The following is a 19,996-nucleotide window of genomic DNA, read 5'->3' as shown; positions in this document are numbered from 1 at the left end:
CGGGCGCGGCACGCAGGATGGGGCGTAACCCACCCGAACCGCTCCTGGGAGTATCGCCGTGAACGCTGCAGTTCCAAATGCCACCCTGTCCGTCGCCGCGATCCTGGCCGAGGGCGCCAAGCGCCACGGCGAGCTGCCGGCCATCACCCTGGGCGGAGCCAGCACCAGCTACCGGGAGCTCTGGGACCAGACCCGCGCCTACGCCGGGGCGCTGCGCGGGGCAGGTGTCACGGACGGGGACAGGGTCGCCATCCTGATCCCGAACGTCACCGACTTCGCGCGCGTCTATTACGCGGTGTTGTCCCTGGGAGCGGTGGCCGTGCCCATCCACGCGCTGCTCAAGCGCCACGAAATCGAATACGTGCTCACCGATGCCGAAGCCAGGCTGATGGTGTGCGCCGCCCCGCTGCTGGTCGAGGGCGCCGCGGGAGCGGTTGCCGCCGGCGCCGAGGTGATCACCGTCCTGTCCCCCGAGGCCGGGGAGTTCGACCGGCTCGAGGACCTGGCCCGGGCGGCGGCCCCCATCGACACCTATGTGCCGCGCGGCCCGCTGGACATTGCCACGATCCTGTACACCTCGGGAACTACGGGCAAGCCCAAGGGCGCCCTGGGCACCCACTTCGCCCTGGTCGAGCAGGTCAACGTGCTGCTGCTGAACACCTTCGATATGCGCCGCGGCGACAAGATCTTCGGTGGGCTGCCGCTGTTCCACACCTTCGGGCAGACCGTGGCACTGAACACCGGGTTGCGCGCCGGGGCCGAGATCCTGTTGCTGCCCAAGTTCACCGGCGAGGCCGCCCTGTCCATGCTGCTCGATCAGGGCGTGAACATCTTCATCGGGGTCCCGACCATGTACGTGGGGCTGCTGGCCGCGGCCAAGTCCCGGCCGGAGCCTGCCCCGGCACTGCGCTACGCGGTCTCGGGAGGCGCCGCGCTGCCGCTGGCCATCCTCGACGGCTTCCGCGAGCACTTCGGCGCCACCATCCACGAGGGGTACGGGCTGACCGAGACCTCACCGGTGGCGTCCTTCAACCATGTGGGCACCGAGCCGCGGCCCGGCACCGTGGGCCAGGCTGTCTGGGGCGTGGAAATCGAGGTGGCCCGCCCCGAGGTCCACGATGCCATCGAGCTGTTGGGAGAGGGCGAATTGGGCGAGCTGGTGGTGCGCGGGCACAACCTCTTCTCCGGGTACCTGAACCGGCCCGAGGCCACCGCCGAGGCCATGGTCGATGGCTGGTTCCGCACGGGGGACCTGGGCACCAAGGACGCCGAGGGCTACATCACCATCGTGGACCGGAAGAAGGACATGATCCTGCGCAACGGCTACAACGTGTACCCGCGGGAGGTCGAGGAGGTGCTGATCGCCCACCCGGAGATCACCAACGTGGCGGTCTTCGGAGTGCCGGACGAGGCGCACGGGCAGGAAATCGTGGCGGCGGTGACGCTGGCGGCCGGAAGCCTGCTCGATGCCACGGCCATCATCGACTACGCGCAGGAACGGCTGGCCGCCTACAAGTATCCGCGGCTGGTGGAAATCGTGGTCGAATTCCCGCTGGGCCCCAGCGGAAAGATCCTCAAGCGCGAGCTGGTGTCCCGCTACCTCGAGGATTAGGCCGCGCGCCCGTCAGCGCCGGATGGCCGTGCCCAGGCTCAGCGCGGATTCGAAGCGCGGGGCCCCGGGCAGGTAGAAGGCGTCCAGCTCGGTGATCTCAAACCCCGCTTCCCGCAGCATCCCCTCCACGGAGCGGGTGAGGTGGCAGCCGCCGGCCAGCGCCTTCTGGACGGGCTCGAACCTTTGCTGGAAGCGCGCAACCTTTTCATCGGGTGCCGGTCCGTGTTCGAGGAAGTGCAGCCCTGCCCCGGGCTTGAGCACCCGGTGGATCTGCGCCAGCGCCGCGCCCGCGTCAGGGACGGTGCACAGCGTGAACGTGCTCAGTGCTGCATCAAAGCCGCCGTCCTCTTCGGTCAGCGATTGGCCGTCGAGCGATCCGCGCAGGATCCTCGTGGCCGAGGCGGCGCGTGCCGGGGCCGAGAGCCGCCAGGCGGTGTCGGAGGGTTCGACGGCGACCAGCTCGGTGACGGACCGCGGGTAGTGTGGCACGTTGGTCCCGGAGCCGAACCCCAGTTCCAGCACCTTCCCGCGCAGCCCGGTGCATGCCCTGGCGCGCAGCGGGGCCAGCGAGGCATTGCCGCAGGCGTACGCGACCAGGCGCGGCAGGATGTGCTTTTCGTAGAGGCTGGCCATCAGGAGCCACCGCGCAGCCGGGTTCCGGGTTCCGGGTTCATGCCTCAAGTCTCTGCCCGCGCGCCGTGGGACACAAGGACGCGGCAAACAGCTCGGCCCCCGGACCGAGCAGAACTCCGGGACGGGGGCCGAGGGAAAGAACGGGGTTTAGGCGTTCCACAATCCGTAGGAATCGGCCAGATCGGCGATCTTCTGGGCACGGGCCAGACGCGGCAGGTAGGAACCGTCGCCCACCGAGGCGCCGGCGGCGTGCGCCTCGAGCATTTCGTGGGCCCAGGACAGCTCGTCGATGCTCGGCGAGAGGCCAAGGTTGATCTCGTCGACCTGCGTGCGCGAGAGCGCCAGCTTGCCGGTCATGCCCATCGAGGCGGTCACGGCGGAGTCGGCCAGGACCTCGGCGGCATCCGCGCCCGGGGCAGGGGGGCCGTCGATCGCGCCGGGAAGCTTGCCCACACGCGAGGCCACCACCAGCTTGCCGCGGGCGTAGGCCAGGGCCAGCGGGTCGCCGGAGACGCCGGTGTCCTTGCGGAAGTCGTTGACGCCAAAGGCCAGGCGGAAGGTTCCGGGGGCCGAGGCGATGGCGGTGGCGTTCTCGATGCCGAGCGCCGTTTCAACCAGGGCGAGCACCGGGGTGCCTGCCTGCAGGCGCATGGCCGTGTAGGTGACCTGCTCCGGCTTCTCGGTCATCGCGAGCATGACCCCGCGCAGGCCCGGGGCCTTGGACAGTTCGGCCAGGTCCCTGGCCCAGAAATCGGTGTCGATTCCGTTGACTCGCACCCAGGCGGTCATGCCCGTTGACAGGGCCTCGACCACGGCGTCGCGTGCGGCATCTTTTTTGTCGTCCGGGACGGCTGCTTCCATGTCGAAGATCACCGAATCGGCCTCGGACGCGAGCGCCGGGCCGAAGTCCTCGGGCTTCGAGGCGTTGACTAGCAGCCAAGAGCGGGAAAGTTTTGCTGGAAGGTTAGCTGCGCGACGGTTACGGAATGCCATGCCTCCAGCCTACCGACAACGCGTGCCAAGGTACCAACGCGAACGGCGCCGCGAGCCTTCCATGTCGCGAAAGCGCGTTAAACCCATGAATGATGTCCGTACGCGTCGAGAATGTTTCGCTGGCAGCGGCAAATACGCGTATCGTTTTTTCGGCGCTGTATCGGCCGTCACAGACCAGCGCGCACCATTTTCCACGAGGACCGCGCACCGTGGCAGAAAAAACAGTTGATACGAACCCAGGCGACGAAAACCGGCACGCCGATCACCACGATTTTCGCGCTGTGCTTCAGGTTCGTGTGGAATATCATCCTGGCCAGCTGCAACGTTTACGGGCGCAGCCGCCCGCATCTGCAGGGGGAAGGCACGTTCAAGTTGCCCTGCGAACTTTCCATTCCATCCTTGGTGTTCCAACCGCCCAGCCCGATCCCCTCGCCGCGCCGGACGGCGGGTGGCAAGCATCGCCACAGCATCAATTCAGGCAGATCGGCTGGGTGCTCTTGCGTTCGGTGGGGTTCGGTGCACAGGGAGCGACATGCAACAAGGTGAATTCTCCGCCATAGAGCGCGAGATTCACGTTGCAATGCGCCTTGTACAGGGTTTCCGGCACCAGGCGCACCCACTGCCCGTGGAATTCGTAAACATCGCCTTCGCCGTACCCTCCACCCTGCGCCAGCAGCATCCGCACCAGGTGGTGCAGCAGGCCCGGGGCGCCTTGGGGGAAGTCGGCGAAGTCCTCCATTCCGGCGATCAGCTCCGGCAAGCCCTGCTGGGTGAGCCCTACCGAGTAGCAGACTTCCTGCCGGTGCCCTGGGTCCGCATCGTTGACGACGCAGTAGCCGTCCCGGTCGATCTGCTCCCGAAACGGTTGCAGCATCGCCAGGGTTTCGGGGTCCGAAGCCGGCCCGTACAACATGTCGTACTCCCTGCCCTTAGCTTTTCCGGCCGGGGATTGGTCCGTACCCGGCCGGAGCCGAAACAGTCTTGTACATCAGCGCCGGGGTGGCCGGCGGCACCTCGCGGTCCATGAAATGGATTTCCAGCACCCGGGTGCCGTGCCCGTACCGGGCGTAGGCGCCCAGGGCGTACTTGGTGGCCCCGTGCATGGTGGAGAAATACAGCAACCTCCCGTCCACCCAGTTTGAGGTGTGCCCGTTGTCGAAGTGTTCGTGGCGGTCGATCACCGACGAGACGAAGCCGGTGAACATCGTGTTGGTGTCGGCCATGTCCAGCCCGCGGACCAGGAACTCCGGTTCGCCAAGCTTGGTCAGCCCCATGGTGTAGCCGAAGCACCGACGCGGGTTCGGGTCCTCCACGTATTGGAAGGCCCAACCGTGCTGTTCTATCAGGTTGTTGATGTGGCGTTCGACTTCCGCGGCCGACCACCCATCGCACTGGAGGCACATGGTTCCTGCTCCTTGGTTCACTGGGATCTTTCGTTGACACCACCCAGTGTTCGCCGTTCCCCGATGCTGTGGGGCGCTTTTTGGAAATTGTGGATAACTTCCTGCGCCCACGACAACGGCGGCTCCAAGGCCCCTGCCCGGGGACCTGGAGCCGCCGTCCCGTATGCGGGTTACCCCCCTGCGGCCAGGGCCTGTTCCCGAGACGCGCTGCCGTCGGGCCCGAAGGCGCCCCGGTATGCGGCACCCGGGTGGTTTTCGGGCAACGTGTCCCGCCCAAAAATCCTGTTTCGCAGCGTGCCCGGCTCGTAGGCGGTCTTCGCCAGCCCGCGGGACTGAAGCGTGGGAAGGATGCGTTCGTTGAATTCCAGGTAGGTGTCGGGCAAGCGCCAGTTGATCACGTTGATGCCGTCGATTCCCGCCTGCTGCCAGAGTGAGAGCTGGTCGGCGATCTCGTCGGGGGTCCCGGCCACGACTCCGCGTTCGATGCGGTTCTTGGCCAGGTCGGCCAGGGTTGGTTCGCGGTCGGGTGTGGCGGCGCGCAGCCAATCGACGAACCCTTGTCCCCCGTTGTTGGGGATGTTGCGCAGCTCGGTGTCCTCCGGCAGCCGGGAGCCGTCGGGCAGGATGCCCAGCGAGGAATGGGTCAGGTAGCCCACCACCGAGGTGTGGCGCTCGAGTTCCTCCCGCTTGGCATCGACCTCCGCATGGTTGGAGCCGACGATGAAACTGATGCCCTGGAAGAACTTGATGTCGTCTTCCCGGCGCCCGGCCCGCACCGCTTCGGCCCGGGCGTTGTCGGTGTGGATCTTCGCCCCGGCCGGGTCGGGCGGGCCGATGAACACCGCCTCGGCGTGCTTGGCGGCGAAGCGGATGCCACGCGGGGAGCCTCCGGCCTGGAAGAGCAGCGGGGTGCGCTGCGGCGAGGGGGAAGGCAGGTGCGGTCCCTCCACCCGGTAACGGGCACCGACGTGGTTGATCTTGTGGATCTTCGACGGGTCCGAGTAGCGACCGCCCGCCTTGTCCACCAGCAGCGCCCCCTCGTCCCAGGAGCCCTCCCAGAGCTTGTAGGCGACATCCAGGTATTCATCGGCCCAGTCGTAGCGCGCGTCGTGCTCCACCAGGGCGTCGTAGCCGAAGTTGCGGGCCGCGTTTTCCTGGGTGCTGGTCACGATGTTCCACGCGATGCGCCCCTTGGAGATGTGGTCGAGGGTGGAGACCTGGCGGGCGAAGTTGAAGGGATGGTTCTGCATGACATTGGAGGTGTAGGCCAGGCCGATGTCCTTGGTGGCCACGGCCAGGGCGCCAAGGAGCACCGCGGGGTCGTTGGACGGGATCTGCAGGCCCTCGTGCACGTTGTCCACGTATTGGCCGTCGGCCGGACCATATAGCCCTGTGACATCCGCGAAGAACATCGCGTCGAACAGGCCTTCCTCCAGCGTCTTGGCCAGCTCGATCCACAGGTTGACGTCGTTGAATTCGTGCTGGCGGGCCTCGGGGTGCCGCCACTGCCCGTGGTGGATGTGGCTGGCGGTGTTCATCAGGAAGGCGTTGAAAAGCAGGGGCTTGCTCATTCGGCTGCTCCATCCGGGGTGGTGGCTCCGACATAGATGGGTGTGGTGAGATGGTCCCCGGTCAGGCGTTGTTGTCCGACGGCGCGGGCCCGGTAGATCACCGGGTTGTGCTGGCCCAGCACCCGGGCGTTGCGCCAGTGGCGGTCAAGGCCCCGGGTTTCGGAGGCCGCCGAGGCTCCCCCGACCTCGAAGAGCCGGTTGGCCACGTCCAGGGTCTGCTCGACGACGAAGATCTGCGCCTCGGATAGTACTGTGTCCAGTTCGGCGGCTGCGGCCGCATCAAGTTCCCCGGCGGCCGACGAGGCGGCGGCGTCCTGGATGCGTGAGCCCACGGTTTCCAACACGGATTCGATGGCAAACACCGTGGAGCTGATACGTCCGACGACCTCCTGGACCAGCGGGTCGCGCTGCGGGGAATCCCCCACCCCGTGGGAAAAGGCGCGCTCCCGCCCGCGGACATAGTCGATGGCATCGCGCCGCACGGCCGAGGCGATTCCACCCAGGGCCACCAGCAGGATGCCCTGGACGTAGGCGGCGCCGAATCCGACGCCTTCCACGCCTCCGGTGGCATCGATGTTTTCGGGGGAAACCTCGACATTGGTGAACCGGGTGGTGCCCGAGGCGGTCAGCCGCTGGCCGAATCCGTCCCAGTCGTCGACCAGTTCCACGCCGGGGTCGTTGCGGTGCACGCTCACGCGCACCGATTGTCCCTCTGCGGTGTCTGCGCTGACCTTGATCCAGTCGGCATACAGGCTGCCGGTGCTGTAGTACTTGGTGCCGTTAAGCAGCGTTCGTCCGGCGTCCCGGGTGATGAGCGTGGAGTTGGTTCCCGGTTTGTTGCCCTTCTCGGTGGTGGCGTTGCCGAACACCTCCCCGGCCACCACGCGCGGCAACCAGCGTTCCCGTGCCGCGGAGTCGGTGCCGGAGACCAAGGTTTCCACGGTGGTGAAGTGTGCGCGCAGCGCCTGGACCAGGTTGGAATCGGCCGCCCCGAGTTCGCGCAGCAGACGCAGCGACTGGCCCAGGGTGGCTCCGGCCCCGCCGAATTCCACCGGGACCCTGAGAGCGGTGAAACCCGAGCTCTTGAGCAGATCGACGGCTTCGTGGGCCAGGGTGCGGGTGGCCTCGGACGCGATGGCCGTGGCGGCGATGGCCTCGAATACCGGGGCGAAGCGCTCCAGCAGGGCGTTGGTCTCCGGCGGTTGTGCGGCGTTCTGGTGGGCGATGGCTGTGCGTTCAAGGCTGATGGTCATGCTATTCCTCCGGTCAGGGTGGTGTTCAGCCGCGGGGCGGCGGCAAGCAGTTTTTTGGTGTAGTCCTCGGCCGGGTTGGCAAAGACCTCCGAGGTCCGTCCCGCTTCCACGACCAGGCCCGCCTCCATTACGACGATTTCGTCGCTGACGTGCTGCACCACACCCAGGTCGTGGGAGATGAACAAGTAGCTGAGCTTGAATTCGCGCTGCAGTTCGTCAAGCAGGTCCAGCACCTGGGCCTGGATGGAGACATCCAGTGCCGAGACCGGTTCGTCGCAGATGATCACGTCGGGCCCCGGGGCCAGGGCGCGGGCAATGGCGATGCGTTGGCGTTGGCCGCCGGAGAGGCGCAGCGGCAACCTGGATTCCACGGAGGCGTCAAGCCCCACGGTTTCCAGCAGGCGGATGACCTCGTCGCGGCGCTCGGACCGCGAAAGGGATCCGGAATCGGGCAGGGCATCGGAGAGAATCCGGGCCACGTCCCATTGCGGGTCGAAGGATCCCAGCGGGTCCTGGTAGATGGAGGTGATGTGCTTGCGCTGCGGGCGGCGCTGTTTCTCGGGCAGGGTGCTCCACGGGTTGCCCAACAGCCGCACCTCCCCGGCGTCGGGAATCGCCAGGCCCAGGGCCATGCGGGCAACGGTGCTCTTGCCAGATCCGGATTCCCCCACGATCCCCAATGTCTGGCCGCGGGTCAGTGCGAAGGAGACGTCGTGGACGGCAACACGCGGCGTGCCGTCGGGGTTGCGGTAGGTCTTGCGCAGGGACTCGGCCACCAGGACCGGACCCGTGTGGTCCCTGGTGGCGTCGGCCGCGCGGTCGGCACCGATCAACGCGTGCTGGCGCACCGATATCCCGGCCCCGGCGGGCGCAAGCCTGGTGCCGCGCGGCTTGTCGGTGGGCACGGCGCGCAGCAACCGCTGGGTGTACTCGTGCCGCGGGCTACCCAGCACCCGGGCCGTTGGCCCGGTCTCGACGATTTCACCCCGGCGCATCACGGCGATGCGGTCGGCCAGCTGGCCGACCACCGCCAGGTCGTGGCTGATCAGCAGCAACGAGGTCCCGGCGGCCTTGCGTTCGGCCAGCAGGTCAAGGATCTGCTGCTGGACCGTGGCGTCCAAGGCCGTGGTCGGTTCATCGGCAATCAGCAGTGCCGGATCCAGCGCGATCGCGGCCGCAATGAGCGCGCGTTGCCGCAGTCCGCCGGACAGCTCTCCGGAGCGCTGGTTGATGCGTTGTTCGGGGTCCGGGATGCCGACCGCCTCGAGCAGCCCCAGCACCTTGGCGGTGCGTGCAGCAGGGGAAAGGTTGGTGTGGATGCGCAGCGAGTCGGCGATCTCGCGGCCGATGGGCCGCAACGGGTCAAGGGAGACCAGCGCGTCCTGCAGCACGTAGCCGATGCCCGCGCCGCGGACCTTGCGCCAGGCACGGTCGGAGTTGCGGCGCAGGTCCTTGCCCTGCAGCTGCAGGGTCTGCGCCTGGATGACGGCGTTGGCGCCGGTCAATCCGATCAGGGTACGGGCGGTCACGGACTTTCCCGAGCCGGATTCGCCGACAATGGCCAGGCATTCGCCCGCATGGATCTCGAAATCGACGCCGTGGACCACGGGCGTGGCCTGGGTCTTGGACCCGAAGGCGATCTTCAGGTCGGTGACCTTGATGATGGGTTCGCTGCCGTTGGCAGGAGTGGTGGTTGGTGATGACATTACTTGTCCTTGAGCTTGCGTTGGATGCCGTGGCCCAGCAGCGTGGTGGTCGCGGCGCTGAGCACGATGAACAGGCCGGGGAAGAACGTCAGCCACCAGGCGTTGCCGATGTACAGCCGGCCGAGCGAGAGCATCGATCCCCATTCGGGATCCGGCGGGGTTGCCCCCAGTCCAAGGAAGCTCAGCGAGGACGCCCACACGATGGCTTGGCCGACCCCGAGGGTGGCCAGCACGAACAGCGGCGCGGCAACGTTGGGCAGGATGTGGTGGCGGACGATGAAGGCACGGGATTTTCCCTGGACGATAGAGGCCTCCACGTAGCCGGAGCGCCGCACCGAGAGCACCTGCGAGCGGATCATCCGGGCGTAGCCGGGTGCCGCGGAGAGCCCGACGGCGATGGTGGTGGTCACGACGCCAGGTCCCAGGATGGTGATGACCAGCAGGGCCAGCAACAGGCCCGGGAACGCGAAGAGGACCTCAAGAAAGCGGGAGACCCCGAAGTCCACCGCACGGGTGCCGAGCCCCGCGAGCGCACCGAGCACCACCGCAGTGCCCAGGCCGATGACCGTGGCCAGCACGCCGATCAGCAGCGAGCTGCGTGCACCGTGGATGACGCGGGAGAAGACGTCGCGTCCGGATTCGTCGGTGCCGAACCAGTGGGCGGTGCCCGGTGCGGTGAACGCCTCGGCTGGGTTCATGTCCAGCGGCCCGCTGGGGGCCAACGCGGCCGGGATCGCCGCGGCGGCAACGAGACCCAGCATCAGCACCAAGGGGACGATGATGCCCGGGCCAAGTCCGGTGAACAGTTCCTTGGCCTGGGACACAAGCGAGGCGCGCGTTCGAGGCCGGGGTTCGGCAGGTCCTCGCCGCTCCGGCGAACGATCCAGGACTGGGGTTTGAATGCTGTGGGTCATGGCTTCCTCCGGGTCGGTGATGGTCTTGGTCAGGTGGGTTGGCGTGCTCATGCGGCACGCAACCTGGGGTCGGCCCAGCGTTCGGCCAAGTCGCTGAGCAGGGTAACGATGATGTAGATGGCAGCAACCAGCACCACCACTCCGAGCACCACCGGAACGTCCCTGACCAGCACCGATTGCAGCAGTGTGCGTCCGATGCCGGGGCGGGCAAAGACGGTTTCGACAACGACGGCACCGCTGATCAGCGAACCCATGGCCCAGCCGGACAAGCCGATCCCGGGAAGCGCGGCATGCCGCAGCGCGTGGCGCAGGCTCAGCGACGCCTCGGATTCACCGCGCGCCCTGGAGGAAATCGCAAACGGCGAGTTCATCGCGGTGAGCATCGATTCGCGCATGACCTGGCCCAGGAACCCGGCCAGCGGAATGGCCAGGGTGAGAACGGGAAGGATCAGTCCTTCGATTCCCGGCGCCCCACTGGTGGCGGGAAGCCATTGCAGGCTGACGCTGAACACCAGGATGAGCAGGCTGCCTAGCCAGAAGTGCGGTACCGCTGCCGAGACGACTTCGAGCAGATTTCCCACCAACGTGGCAACCTTGCCGCCGCGGGCCGACCAGAGCGCGAGGGCCAAGGCCAGAACCCAGGCGGTGGCCAAGGCCAGGACCGCCAGCACCAGGGTGTTGCCCAGTTGTTCGCCCAGGACCTGGGCCACGGGTTCGCGCAACTGGTATGAATCCCCCAGGTCACCTGTCACGAGTTTTCCGAGGTAGGAACCGTATTGGACTAAGAGCGGCCGGTCCAGTCCGTTGAGTTCCCGGGTGGCTTGGCGCACTTCCTCGGTGGCGTTGTTGCCCGGTCCCCCCAGCAATGCGTCCACGGGATCCCCCGGGACCAGTCGCATGGCGAAAAACGCGAGCGTGGCCACGGCCCAGAGGACGCCGGCGGCACCCAGAATGCGGAATCCCGTCAGTCGCAGGACCGTTTTAAGCCGAGCCCGCGCCTCGGTGTCCCGTGTGGCAGGCGCTGCAATTGAATGGGAGGTGGTGCGGTTGTCTGTATCGAGGCTCATGATCGGTCCAACCAGGTGTCGTAGAAGGTGGGCATGCCCAACGGGGAAAGAAGCCTGACTCCTTCAACGTCGGAGCGGAAGCCGAGCCGCGTCTGCTGGTCGAAGATCGGCAGGGAGAGGTACTGCTTGTCGATGAGCTGCTGTGCCTTGGCGTAGAGCTCTCCGCGTTCCTTTTCGCTGCCGGTCGTCGCCGCAAGTCGCAGTGCCTGGTCAATGGCATCCGCGGCCGGCCCGGTCAGGCCGTTGTTGTTTGCGTGGTAGCCGCCCTTGATAACCGAGGGGATGTGCGCGGAGTCGTAGACGATGTTCAACACCGAAGGTGAATTCTTGGTGTAGTACAGCGGCGAGATCCCGTAGTCCCAGGCGTACCGCTTGGCGTTGAAGCTTGCCGGTTCTTCCTGGTTGATGACCAGCTCGAAACCGACGGCCTTGGCGCTGTGCTGGAATTGCTCAAAGACCGAGACGGGGACCAAGACCGCTTCGGTTTGGATGGCAGTGGTCGAAAGCCGTTGTCCATCCTTGGTGCGGTACCCTTCCGAATCCCTTGCGGTCCAACCCGCCTCGTCCAGGAGCCTGTTGGCCTTGTCCACGTCGGTGGAGTAGGCGTCGGGGTTTTGCCGGTTGAACTTGGTGATGCTGCTGAGCACCGAATTCGAGCGCGGTACCGTGCTCATGAAGATGCTCTTCAGGGCCGCATCCACGTCCACCGAGCGCACGAATGCCTCGCGGACCCGCACATCGTTGAAGGGATCCTCGGTGGTGTTCAGGGTCAGGTTCACCACGTGTCCGGGCCGGGAACCGATCAAGGTGTCAAGTGCCGGGTCGGCCTTCGCGGCGACGGCGTTCTGCGGCTGCAGCACATCAATGACGTCGACTTCCCCGGATTGCAGGGCGGCAAAGCGTGCGGCGTGGTCGGGCAGGAAACGCCAGATGATCTTTTCCATGTAAGCGGGCCCCGAATGGCCTGCGGTCGGTGCCGGCGTATGGTAATCGTCGTTGCGGGTGAGCACGACTTCCTGCTGCTTGGACCAACTCTCGACCTTGAACGGACCCGTGCCCACCGGCGAGAGGCAGTTTGCCTCGGCCCCTCGGGCCAGCGCCTTCTGGGACTGGATCGGCACCCAGACCTGGGCAAAGTGCTCAAGTAACGCATTGTCGGGTTCGGAGAGGTGCAGCCGCGCGGTGAACTCGCTGATCTTTTCCACCGAGGCGACTTTCTCGACCGCCAGGATTCCCGTGCTTGAGAGCGTCTTGGGGTCCTTGATGTAGGCGACGTTGCGGATGATGGTTTCGGCATTGAGCTGCTGGCCATCGGTGAAGTGGACGTCTTGGCGTACCGTGATGTCCAGCGCCAACCGGTCCTTGGACCATTTCCAGCTCTTGGCCAGCCACGGGCCGACTTCGCCGTTCTCGTCCTGGAAGAACAACGGTTCCAGGTACTGGGTGGAGACCAACGCTTGCGGTACATTGCCTGAGACAATCGGGTCGAGGCAGGCCGGTTCGGTGTCGCCCGTTGCGTAGACCAGTGTTCCGCCGGAGACCGGCGCGCGACTCGGGCCCTGTGCGGAATCCGCATGCACCGCGCCGCCGCAGGCGGTCAAGACGAGCAACGCGCCGACTGCCGCGACGGTAAGCGGCAGTCGCTTGCGGAGGGTCCCGGCGGTTGTGGCCAATGGGCTGCCGGCGGATCGTGGGGCGTTTGCTGGCTCTGCCTGGTACGCCGGCTGGCGGTTTTTCACGGTGGTGCTCCTGCAGGTTGTGGGGTGTGTGGCCCGGGTCCCGGGGATCGGAACCTGAAGGGCGAGCTGTCTGAGACATGTCTACCGGCGCCCGGTTGCCGTGCGCCACCACCGGGTCTCGGACGCTTTGCATGGGTACTTAGGCCGAAACATGCCGTCACATGACGCGACCTCCGGCCCTTCACAACGTCGTTACATGGTCATAAGAGGTCATGTGTCGACCCATCACTTCGTAATCTCCGTTCCCGGTGCCGTGCCTGAAAACATCAATGGACACCAGGGATCCCGGGACATCCAGAGCCCAGGAGGGCGGATCCAGCCGCCGACTTACAAGGAGCAACATCTTGGGCAAACCACTTCATTTCAACGCGTTCGTCATGAATACGACCAGCCACATCCACCACGGCCAATGGCACCGCCCGGACGCGGGCCAGACCGAATTCAATGACGTCAACACCTGGATCGATCTCGCCCAGACGCTGGAGGCGGCCAAGTTCGACGCCATGTTCTTTGCCGACGTCTCGGGTCTCTACGGGGATTCGGACGCGGACTTCGACGTCTACGCGAACGAGGGCCTGCAGATCCCGTCCAACGATCCCACCGTGCTCCTTGGGGCACTCGCGGTGAGCACCAAGCACATCGGTCTGGCCACCACCTCGAACGTGGTGCAGAACCACCCCTACAACTTCGCCCGGCAGATCTCCACGCTTGACCACATTTCCAACGGGCGGATCGCCTGGAACATCGTCACGGGCATCAATGACAATGCCTCACGCAACTACGGTCTTCCGCAGCTGACCGACCACACCGAGCGCTACGCCTGGGCCGACGAATATGTTGATGTCGCCTACAAGCTCTGGGAAGGTTCCTGGGATGCCGACGCCTTGAAAAAGGACAAGGAAAACGGGATCTATTCGGACCCTTCCAAGATCCACAAGATCTACCACGAGTCCAAGCGCTACCGGGTCGAAGGGCCGCACCTTCCGTCCCCGTCCCCGCAGCGCACGCCGCTGCTCTTCCAGGCCGGGTCCTCGATCTCCGGGCGCGCCTTCGCCGCGCGCAACGCCGAGGCAACGTTCATCATTGCCCCTTCGCCGGCCATCGCGGCCGAACTCATCCATGACACCCGCCGGCTGGCCGTGGAGTACGGACGCAACCCGGAGGACATCAAGTTCTTCCAGGGACTCTCGTTCATCATCGGAGACACCGAGGAAGAGGCCCGGGACAAGGAGGCATATTACGACCGGTTCGTGAGCGTCGACGGCTACTTGGCCCATTCGGCCATCGTGGACAAGACCGGCCGCGTCTATCCGCCGGAAACCCCGATCGCCGACCTCGACACCAACACCGGCAAGGGCTTCTCCGAGTGGGTGTCCAAGCACATCACCGACCGCGAGCCGGTAGTTGCCGACGTCGCCTGGCTCCAGGCCCGCAACACCCGCGTGGTGGGAACCCCCGAGCAGATCGCCGACGAGATCGAAAAGTGGCAGGCAGCGGGCGTGGACGGCATCAACGTCATCAACTGGGTGATTCCGGGATCCTTCGAGGAATTCGCCGACAAGGTCCTTCCGGTGCTGCGCGAACGCGGCCTTGCCCAGAGCGAATACTCCGAGGGCACGCTGCGCGAAAAGCTGTTTGGCCACGGTCCGCTGCTCAACGAGCGCCATCCGGCGGCCGGCTACCGCGGCGCCTTTACCTCGGGTCCGGCCAGCTGGGCAGAGGCTGCTGCGTTGCGCGTCGGTACATCATGAACTTCCGTTCAGTAGCAGTGAATCTACAAGCACCGAAGTCCAGCCAACGGTCCTAAATGCAGGAAATTACGACCAGTGCCAAATTCAAGCACAAGGCTCTAAGCTTTCAGGTACACGACCTAAAAGCGTTGGTCGCTCCTTCGGAGCCGGTGCATCGGTCGATGGTCTTCGACATACAGGGCGAGGTAGGCGAGGTAATGGACAAACAGCATCCCGATTCGGCCTCCGACGGGGAAAAACTTGTGGCTCTCATCATTGGTTCACAGCAACTTTTCCATCGCCGCGTCGATGCACTTCGACTTGGTTCAAATGGGACAACCAGACGCTATGTTTCCCTTGACTTCACCATCCCTGAGCGGCTTGTTGTCAAAGGTTCGACTGGGCGAATGATTGTTCCTCTCGGACAAATCCAAAAACGCTCACTGCGCCGGCTTGATGCCACCGACAGCTCTGGGAAATCTCTCTCAATCCTTGAAACGCCCAACAACAGCGGTTTCGCAACCGAATTCCTTGCCGCTCTCGCTCCACAATGGGCTGTTCAGGAAAACCTAGAGTCACTCAAGGAAGCAATCTTCAACTTGGTTTGCTCCGAAGGCCGCCCTTGGGAAGTTGAAGACAAGTTCAAAAGACTCACCACGATTCTTGACGGCAGTCGACCTCCTAAACTTTCAAATACGGCTCAGCTTGAGTTGAAGGTCTATAAGGATGCCGCCAAACAACTGGGATTCAATTCACTGCTGATGGCCGAGATGGATGCCTCCCTCGCTGGTACTAGAACGATTGCTAAGTATTCCCTCGACCAAAACACGCCACCACACTCACGGTTTCCTTCGCTTTCAGCAGTCTTCGAACTTGCGATCCCAGATTTCGGCCTCGCCGGGAGTCAACATGTCGAGGTGGAAGTTCCAGAAGGGCTTGTCATAAAAACCCTCCTCATGCTCGAGGAACCCACCAATTTGAAACCTCTGCAATGGGACGCACCAGCTCCGAGCACAACGAACCCGAGAGAACCCCGACGGGTCGGCCATGTATCGCTGCGCCCATCCACCCGAGAATCGAGTGGTAGCTTCTATGTGGAGGTCACTCCCGCGAAACAAGGCCTGCTAACGCTTACAGCTCTCAGCATCATTGTCGTTTCCTTTGCCGTAGTATTGGGATGGCTGATTCGGAATTCACAGCTCGAGATACTCAGCCCACTCGCGAAGATCCCATCGCCGTCAGCTTCAATTCTCCTCGTGTTGCCAGCACTACTTCTTTCATGGACTAGTCGCAAGCCAGAACATCCGCTGGTTACGAGCCAACTGAAATCATTGCGCTCGATGATTTCACTTTGCACGATTACAGTCTTTTTGCTTGCAGCTCTAGCTGCTATTCCTGTCACGGCCGGCGTTTGGAACGCAACATGGTGGGTCTTGACCGTCGTACAGGCAGCGTCACTACTTTGGTATGTAATCTATGTCGTCGACCCTGGACGGCGGTGGCCGACCTTACCAATGAAATTGAAATCCATTTGGAAGGGAGCCATACATCGCCAAACCGCGTACAATCTGTTCTCAGGAGGCTAGAATGTGCCCAACTCCACTAATCCAAGATACCAAATCACCTGAAGTTTTCGACAAGACTCGGGTTGAAAGTCTTGCAAGAAAAATGCGGCACCGAATTGACTTTGAAATCGAGTCCGCTGGTGGCTCCTTGCTCTCCGAACCGGAATTGGGGACCGAAGACGACGTCGAACAGGCGCTTAGCAACTTGGCCGAAGCGGCCATGAAAAGAACCGGATCTGCAACACTGAAGTAACGCCGGACATTAATCATCGGCGTCCATTATTGTGCCGCGCCCTACATGAGTGTCCACCGATGAGAATCCGATTCTTCGGTGGGTCAAAATGGACAATCAGGGTGTTAGTCCAGTTCATGTTGAACTAGGCCAACACCCTGATTGAGAATTCCGGCTGAGTGTCCGCTACTCGGCGACGACGGCGGCCTGGACGGCGGCGGAAACCGCCGGCATCACGCGTGGGTCAAGCGGCGAGGGAACAATGAATTCGCTGGAGAGGTCTTCCTCGGCCAGCTCGGCGATGGCGTGGGCCGCGGCCAGCTTCATCTCCGAGGTGATGCGGCGTGCACCGGCATCCAGGGCGCCGCGGAAGATGCCCGGGAAGGCCAGCACGTTGTTGATCTGGTTCGGGAAGTCCGAGCGGCCCGTGGCAACGACGGCGGCGTACTTGCGCGCCACGTCCGGCATGACCTCCGGATCCGGGTTGGACAGGGCGAAGATGATCGCGTCATCGTTCATGCCGGCCAGGTCTTCCTCCAGGAACTTGGAGGAGGAGACCCCCACGACCACGTCGGCGCCGTCGAGGGCCTCGCGGATCCCGCCGATGAGCCCGTCCTTGTTGGTGATGGCGGCGAACTTGGCCTTGATTGCGTTCAGGTCGTCGCGGTCGCGGTGGATGATGCCCTTGGAATCGACAAGAACCACATCTCCCACACCGACATTGATCAGGATCTCGGAGATCGCGATGCCCGCGGAGCCTGCCCCGGAAATCACCGCGCGCATCTGGCCCAGTTCCTTGCCGGCGACCTTGGCGGCGTTGATCAGCGCGGCCAGGACCACCACGGCGGTGCCGTGCTGGTCATCGTGCATGACCGGGCAGTCCAAGGCCTCGATGAGGCGGGCCTCGAGCTCGAAGCAGCGCGGGGCCGAGACGTCCTCGAGGTTGACAGCGCCGAAGCTGGGACGCAGGCGCACCAGGGTTTCGACGATTTCATCGACGTTGGTGGTGTTCAGGACCAGCGGAATGGAGTCCAGGCCGCCGAACTCCTTGAAGAGTGCGCTCTTGCCTTCCATGACCGGCAGCGAGGCGGCGGCTCCGATGTTGCCCAGGCCGAGCACCGCGGTTCCGTCGGAAACCACCACGACCAGGCGCGAGGCCCAGGTGTGGGTCGCGGCCAGGGCCGGGTCCGCGGCAATGGCGCGGGAAACCTGGGCGACGCCCGGGGTGTAGGCAATGGAAAGATCGCGCTTGGTGGTCAGCGGCATCTTGGACTGGACGCTGAGCTTGCCGCCGAGGTGGGCGTCGAAGATATCGGCTTCGGTGATGGTTGCGGCGGCGTCGAGCGAGGTGTCGATGGACATGAAAGTCTCCTTGAAAGTTCTGAAATGTTTCGGAGCGAGGGGCGATTCAACGATCGCGGACAACGCAGGAACCGGCGCAACCACATCCATGTGGTGCCTGCCTGGCTCCTTGCCTCGCTGTGCGTCTGCCGGCCGGGGGTGATGGCTGCGGCAACGGCGCACTGGTCAGTACTTTCTTTAGACCGTAGGCATCAGGATACGGCACTTCGGCGTATTTGCGCCACCGATGGGCGCAACCAAGGGGAAATATCCACCCGTTCCGCGGCACCCAATCGGTGCCGTCCATGGCTTTTTCACCCGGTTGCCCGGGGCCACCGGCCCCCTGCCGGCGGGCCCGAACCGGCCCCGGAGGCATGGGCCATCCGACGGGATCAACCGGCGCGGCGCACGACGGCTGCCACCTTGTTTTTCAGGGTGTGGATGAGCAGTGCTGCGAACACCGCCATGCACAGGACCGCGCCGATGGCCAACGTCAGGGTGATCCCGGTGTCGGTCGAGTGCATCTCCGGGCCCATGTTCGCGGCAAGCACCGCGCCGGCGACGGCCGTGCCGAACGAGCTGCCCACGGTGCGCAGGACCTGGTTGAAACTCACCGAGCTGCCCAATTCCTCCGTGGCAACGCTGCGGGCGATCAATGCCGGCATGGCCGCATAGCTTGCACCCATGCCCAGGCCGAAGAGCAGCATCCCGAGCAGGATCTCCCACAACTGCGTGTGGGCGAACCACAGCATGGTCCCCGAGACTGCGACAACCCCGGCCCCGATGGGCAACAGCGCCGTGAGGCCGATCCTGTTCGACAGGCGGCGCACGATGCGGTTGGCGGTGAAGCTGCCCACCGAGAGCGGGAACATCACGAACCCGGCCCAGAAGACGGGCAGGGCAATCCCGTAGCCCGTCGAGGCGGGAGTCTGGGCGATGAGGCTTGAAATCGACAGCCCGATGTAGAGCGCTGCGCCAAGGCCCACTGCGGTGAGGTTTGCCAGGAGCACCTCGCCGTGGCGCAGCACCCGCAGGTTGATCAGTGGATGGCTTGACCGCAGGGCGGTCCTGGACCAAACGGCCAGCAGGAGCGCCGCGACCGCGAGGATTCCCACGGTTTCCGGAGATCCCCAGCCCCAGTTGGGGCCCTCGCTGATGCCCAGCAGCAGTGTGCCCAGGCCCAGGCCGAGCAGGCCCGTGCCCAGATAGTCGAATGGCTCCTGGCCGGCCAATGCGTCGGGTCCGCCGGGTACCACGCGGACGACCACGATGATGGCGCTGACGACAAAGAGCGCGGCAAACCAGAACGCAAAGCGGAAATCCACGAGGCCGGCGATAATCCCGGTCAGGGGGTAGCCGATCCCGATTCCCGTCGACACCGTGACCGAGAGGCTTGAGATCGAGGGCTGCACCTTGGACGGTTCGATGTAGCGGCGTGCCAGGGAAATCGTCACCGGGACAATCCCGTAGGTCAGCCCCTGCAGTGCCCGCCCGACCAGGAAGACCGTGAAGGTCGGCGCCAGCGCCGCCAGGACGGAACCGAGAAGGATGATCCCCAACGACCACACCAGGAGCCGCTTCTTGTGGGGTCCGTCGCTCAGCCTGCCCATGACGGGCGTCGCGATGGCACCGACGAGCAGGTTGATGGTCAGCATCCATTGGGCGGTGCCGACCGGCACCTGCGTGCCGATGGCGATCGAGGGGACCAACAGCATGCCCAGCGAGCTCACGATCGCGGTGGAAAGCGCGGCATAGACCAGCGCCGGCATCAGGTTTGGGCGGGTGGTTGCAGTGGTCCTAGGCATCGCGCGACTCCGGGTCGAGTTTCCGCAAGAGCGGGATCAGCGTTTCAAGAGACTGTTGTTCCGGCTGCGTGAGCCGTGCCGAGATCACTTCCTCCAGCCATTTCAGGCCGGCAGCCCGCTCCTGCGCGAGCCTCGCGTGACCCGCATCGGTCAGTTCGATCCAGGTCCGGCGGCGGTCCTCGGCGTCGGGTGCCCGGCCGAGAAGGCCCATGTCCTCAAGTTCGCGTGCCGCCAGCGACACCGCCTGCGGGGTGACCCTGATGGTTGCCGCCAGCTCGGTGGTGGTCGCCCGCCCATTCCGTGCCAGGTGGCTGAGGATGCCAAGTTTTCCGGTTGAGAAAGTGCTGGCGGAATTGAGGCGGCGCGCAATCGGGCGGATGGCTTCGACCAGGGACAGGGAAACGGAATTTTCAGGCATGGCCACTATTGTAC

At 64.8% G+C, this 19,996-nt stretch carries 16 protein-coding genes; 3 read left to right on the top strand and 13 right to left on the bottom strand.

Translation table 11 applies throughout. From position 1 onward, the window contains the following. Positions 1-58 precede the first annotated feature (58 nt). Complete coding sequence (locus J2T21_RS05915) at positions 59-1,612, top strand: AMP-binding protein (RefSeq protein ID WP_307579433.1); 1,554 nt, start codon at positions 59-61, stop codon at positions 1,610-1,612. A gap of 12 nt (positions 1,613-1,624) precedes the next feature. Here J2T21_RS05915 and J2T21_RS05910 read toward each other — a convergent pair whose 3' ends face one another. The 10 genes from J2T21_RS05910 to J2T21_RS05865 all read right to left on the bottom strand — a co-directional run bounded on the left by J2T21_RS05910 (position 1,625) and on the right by J2T21_RS05865 (position 12,891). Further along, positions 1,625-2,245 (bottom strand): class I SAM-dependent methyltransferase, encoded by a 621-nt coding sequence (locus J2T21_RS05910; RefSeq protein WP_307579431.1) that lies wholly within the window; start codon positions 2,243-2,245, stop codon positions 1,625-1,627. Between the two features lie 147 nt (positions 2,246-2,392). Next, positions 2,393-3,238: an HpcH/HpaI aldolase/citrate lyase family protein gene (locus tag J2T21_RS05905; RefSeq protein WP_071214085.1), complete on the bottom strand. Its 846-nt coding sequence runs from the start codon at positions 3,236-3,238 to the stop codon at positions 2,393-2,395. Positions 3,239-3,707: 469 nt separating this feature from the next. Then, positions 3,708-4,151: a hypothetical protein gene (locus J2T21_RS05900; RefSeq protein WP_307579429.1), complete on the bottom strand. Its 444-nt coding sequence runs from the start codon at positions 4,149-4,151 to the stop codon at positions 3,708-3,710. 16 nt (positions 4,152-4,167) lie between these two features. Further along, complete coding sequence (locus tag J2T21_RS05895; protein ID WP_307579427.1) at positions 4,168-4,641, bottom strand: DUF4262 domain-containing protein; 474 nt, start codon at positions 4,639-4,641, stop codon at positions 4,168-4,170. A gap of 170 nt (positions 4,642-4,811) precedes the next feature. Next, the gene (locus tag J2T21_RS05890) at positions 4,812-6,212 is read right to left on the bottom strand and encodes an LLM class flavin-dependent oxidoreductase (RefSeq protein ID WP_307579425.1); all 1,401 of its coding nucleotides are present in this window, start codon (positions 6,210-6,212) and stop codon (positions 4,812-4,814) included. Continuing rightward, on the bottom strand, positions 6,209-7,465 hold the full coding sequence (locus J2T21_RS05885) for an acyl-CoA dehydrogenase family protein (RefSeq protein ID WP_307579423.1): 1,257 nt from the start codon (positions 7,463-7,465) through the stop codon (positions 6,209-6,211). The genes J2T21_RS05890 and J2T21_RS05885 overlap by 4 nt, the downstream gene beginning before the upstream one ends. Then, positions 7,462-9,171 carry a dipeptide ABC transporter ATP-binding protein gene (locus J2T21_RS05880; protein WP_307579420.1) on the bottom strand — a complete coding sequence of 570 codons (1,710 nt, stop codon included), beginning with the start codon at positions 9,169-9,171 and terminating at the stop codon, positions 7,462-7,464. The genes J2T21_RS05885 and J2T21_RS05880 overlap by 4 nt, the downstream gene beginning before the upstream one ends. Then, positions 9,171-10,136, bottom strand: a complete 966-nt coding sequence (locus tag J2T21_RS05875) for an ABC transporter permease (protein ID WP_307579418.1) — start codon at positions 10,134-10,136, stop codon at positions 9,171-9,173. Before J2T21_RS05875 ends, J2T21_RS05880 begins: the two co-directional genes overlap by 1 nt. Next, positions 10,133-11,152 carry an ABC transporter permease gene (locus tag J2T21_RS05870; RefSeq protein ID WP_307579416.1) on the bottom strand — a complete coding sequence of 340 codons (1,020 nt, stop codon included), beginning with the start codon at positions 11,150-11,152 and terminating at the stop codon, positions 10,133-10,135. The genes J2T21_RS05875 and J2T21_RS05870 overlap by 4 nt, the downstream gene beginning before the upstream one ends. Continuing rightward, positions 11,149-12,891 carry an ABC transporter substrate-binding protein gene (locus J2T21_RS05865; protein ID WP_307579414.1) on the bottom strand — a complete coding sequence of 581 codons (1,743 nt, stop codon included), beginning with the start codon at positions 12,889-12,891 and terminating at the stop codon, positions 11,149-11,151. Before J2T21_RS05865 ends, J2T21_RS05870 begins: the two co-directional genes overlap by 4 nt. Positions 12,892-13,235: 344 nt before the next feature. Here J2T21_RS05865 and J2T21_RS05860 point away from each other — a divergent pair, with 344 nt between their 5' ends. Beyond that, positions 13,236-14,642: an LLM class flavin-dependent oxidoreductase gene (locus J2T21_RS05860; protein WP_307579412.1), complete on the top strand. Its 1,407-nt coding sequence runs from the start codon at positions 13,236-13,238 to the stop codon at positions 14,640-14,642. A gap of 56 nt (positions 14,643-14,698) precedes the next feature. Continuing rightward, positions 14,699-16,207, top strand: coding sequence for a hypothetical protein (locus tag J2T21_RS05855; protein ID WP_307579410.1), 1,509 nt, complete (start codon positions 14,699-14,701; stop codon positions 16,205-16,207). Positions 16,208-16,604: 397 nt separating this feature from the next. Here the strand turns inward: J2T21_RS05855 and J2T21_RS05850 are convergent, their stop codons facing one another. The 3 genes from J2T21_RS05850 to J2T21_RS05840 form a co-directional block, all read right to left on the bottom strand. After that, entirely contained in the window at positions 16,605-17,780 is a 1,176-nt protein-coding gene (locus J2T21_RS05850) for an NAD(P)-dependent malic enzyme (RefSeq protein ID WP_307579408.1), read from the bottom strand. A 371-nt stretch (positions 17,781-18,151) separates the two neighbouring features. After that, a complete protein-coding gene (locus tag J2T21_RS05845) occupies positions 18,152-19,564 on the bottom strand; it encodes an MFS transporter (protein ID WP_307579405.1) in 1,413 nt (470 codons plus the stop codon). Then, positions 19,557-19,982 carry a MarR family winged helix-turn-helix transcriptional regulator gene (locus J2T21_RS05840; RefSeq protein ID WP_307579403.1) on the bottom strand — a complete coding sequence of 142 codons (426 nt, stop codon included), beginning with the start codon at positions 19,980-19,982 and terminating at the stop codon, positions 19,557-19,559. The genes J2T21_RS05845 and J2T21_RS05840 overlap by 8 nt, the downstream gene beginning before the upstream one ends. Positions 19,983-19,996: the final 14 nt, after the last annotated feature.

Source organism: Paeniglutamicibacter psychrophenolicus (assembly GCF_030812255.1).
In the GTDB taxonomy this organism is placed as follows: Bacteria; Actinomycetota; Actinomycetes; order Actinomycetales; family Micrococcaceae; genus Paeniglutamicibacter; species Paeniglutamicibacter psychrophenolicus_A.
Note: the sequence above shows the minus strand (reverse complement) of the source record. Positions and strands in the feature narration are given on the sequence as shown.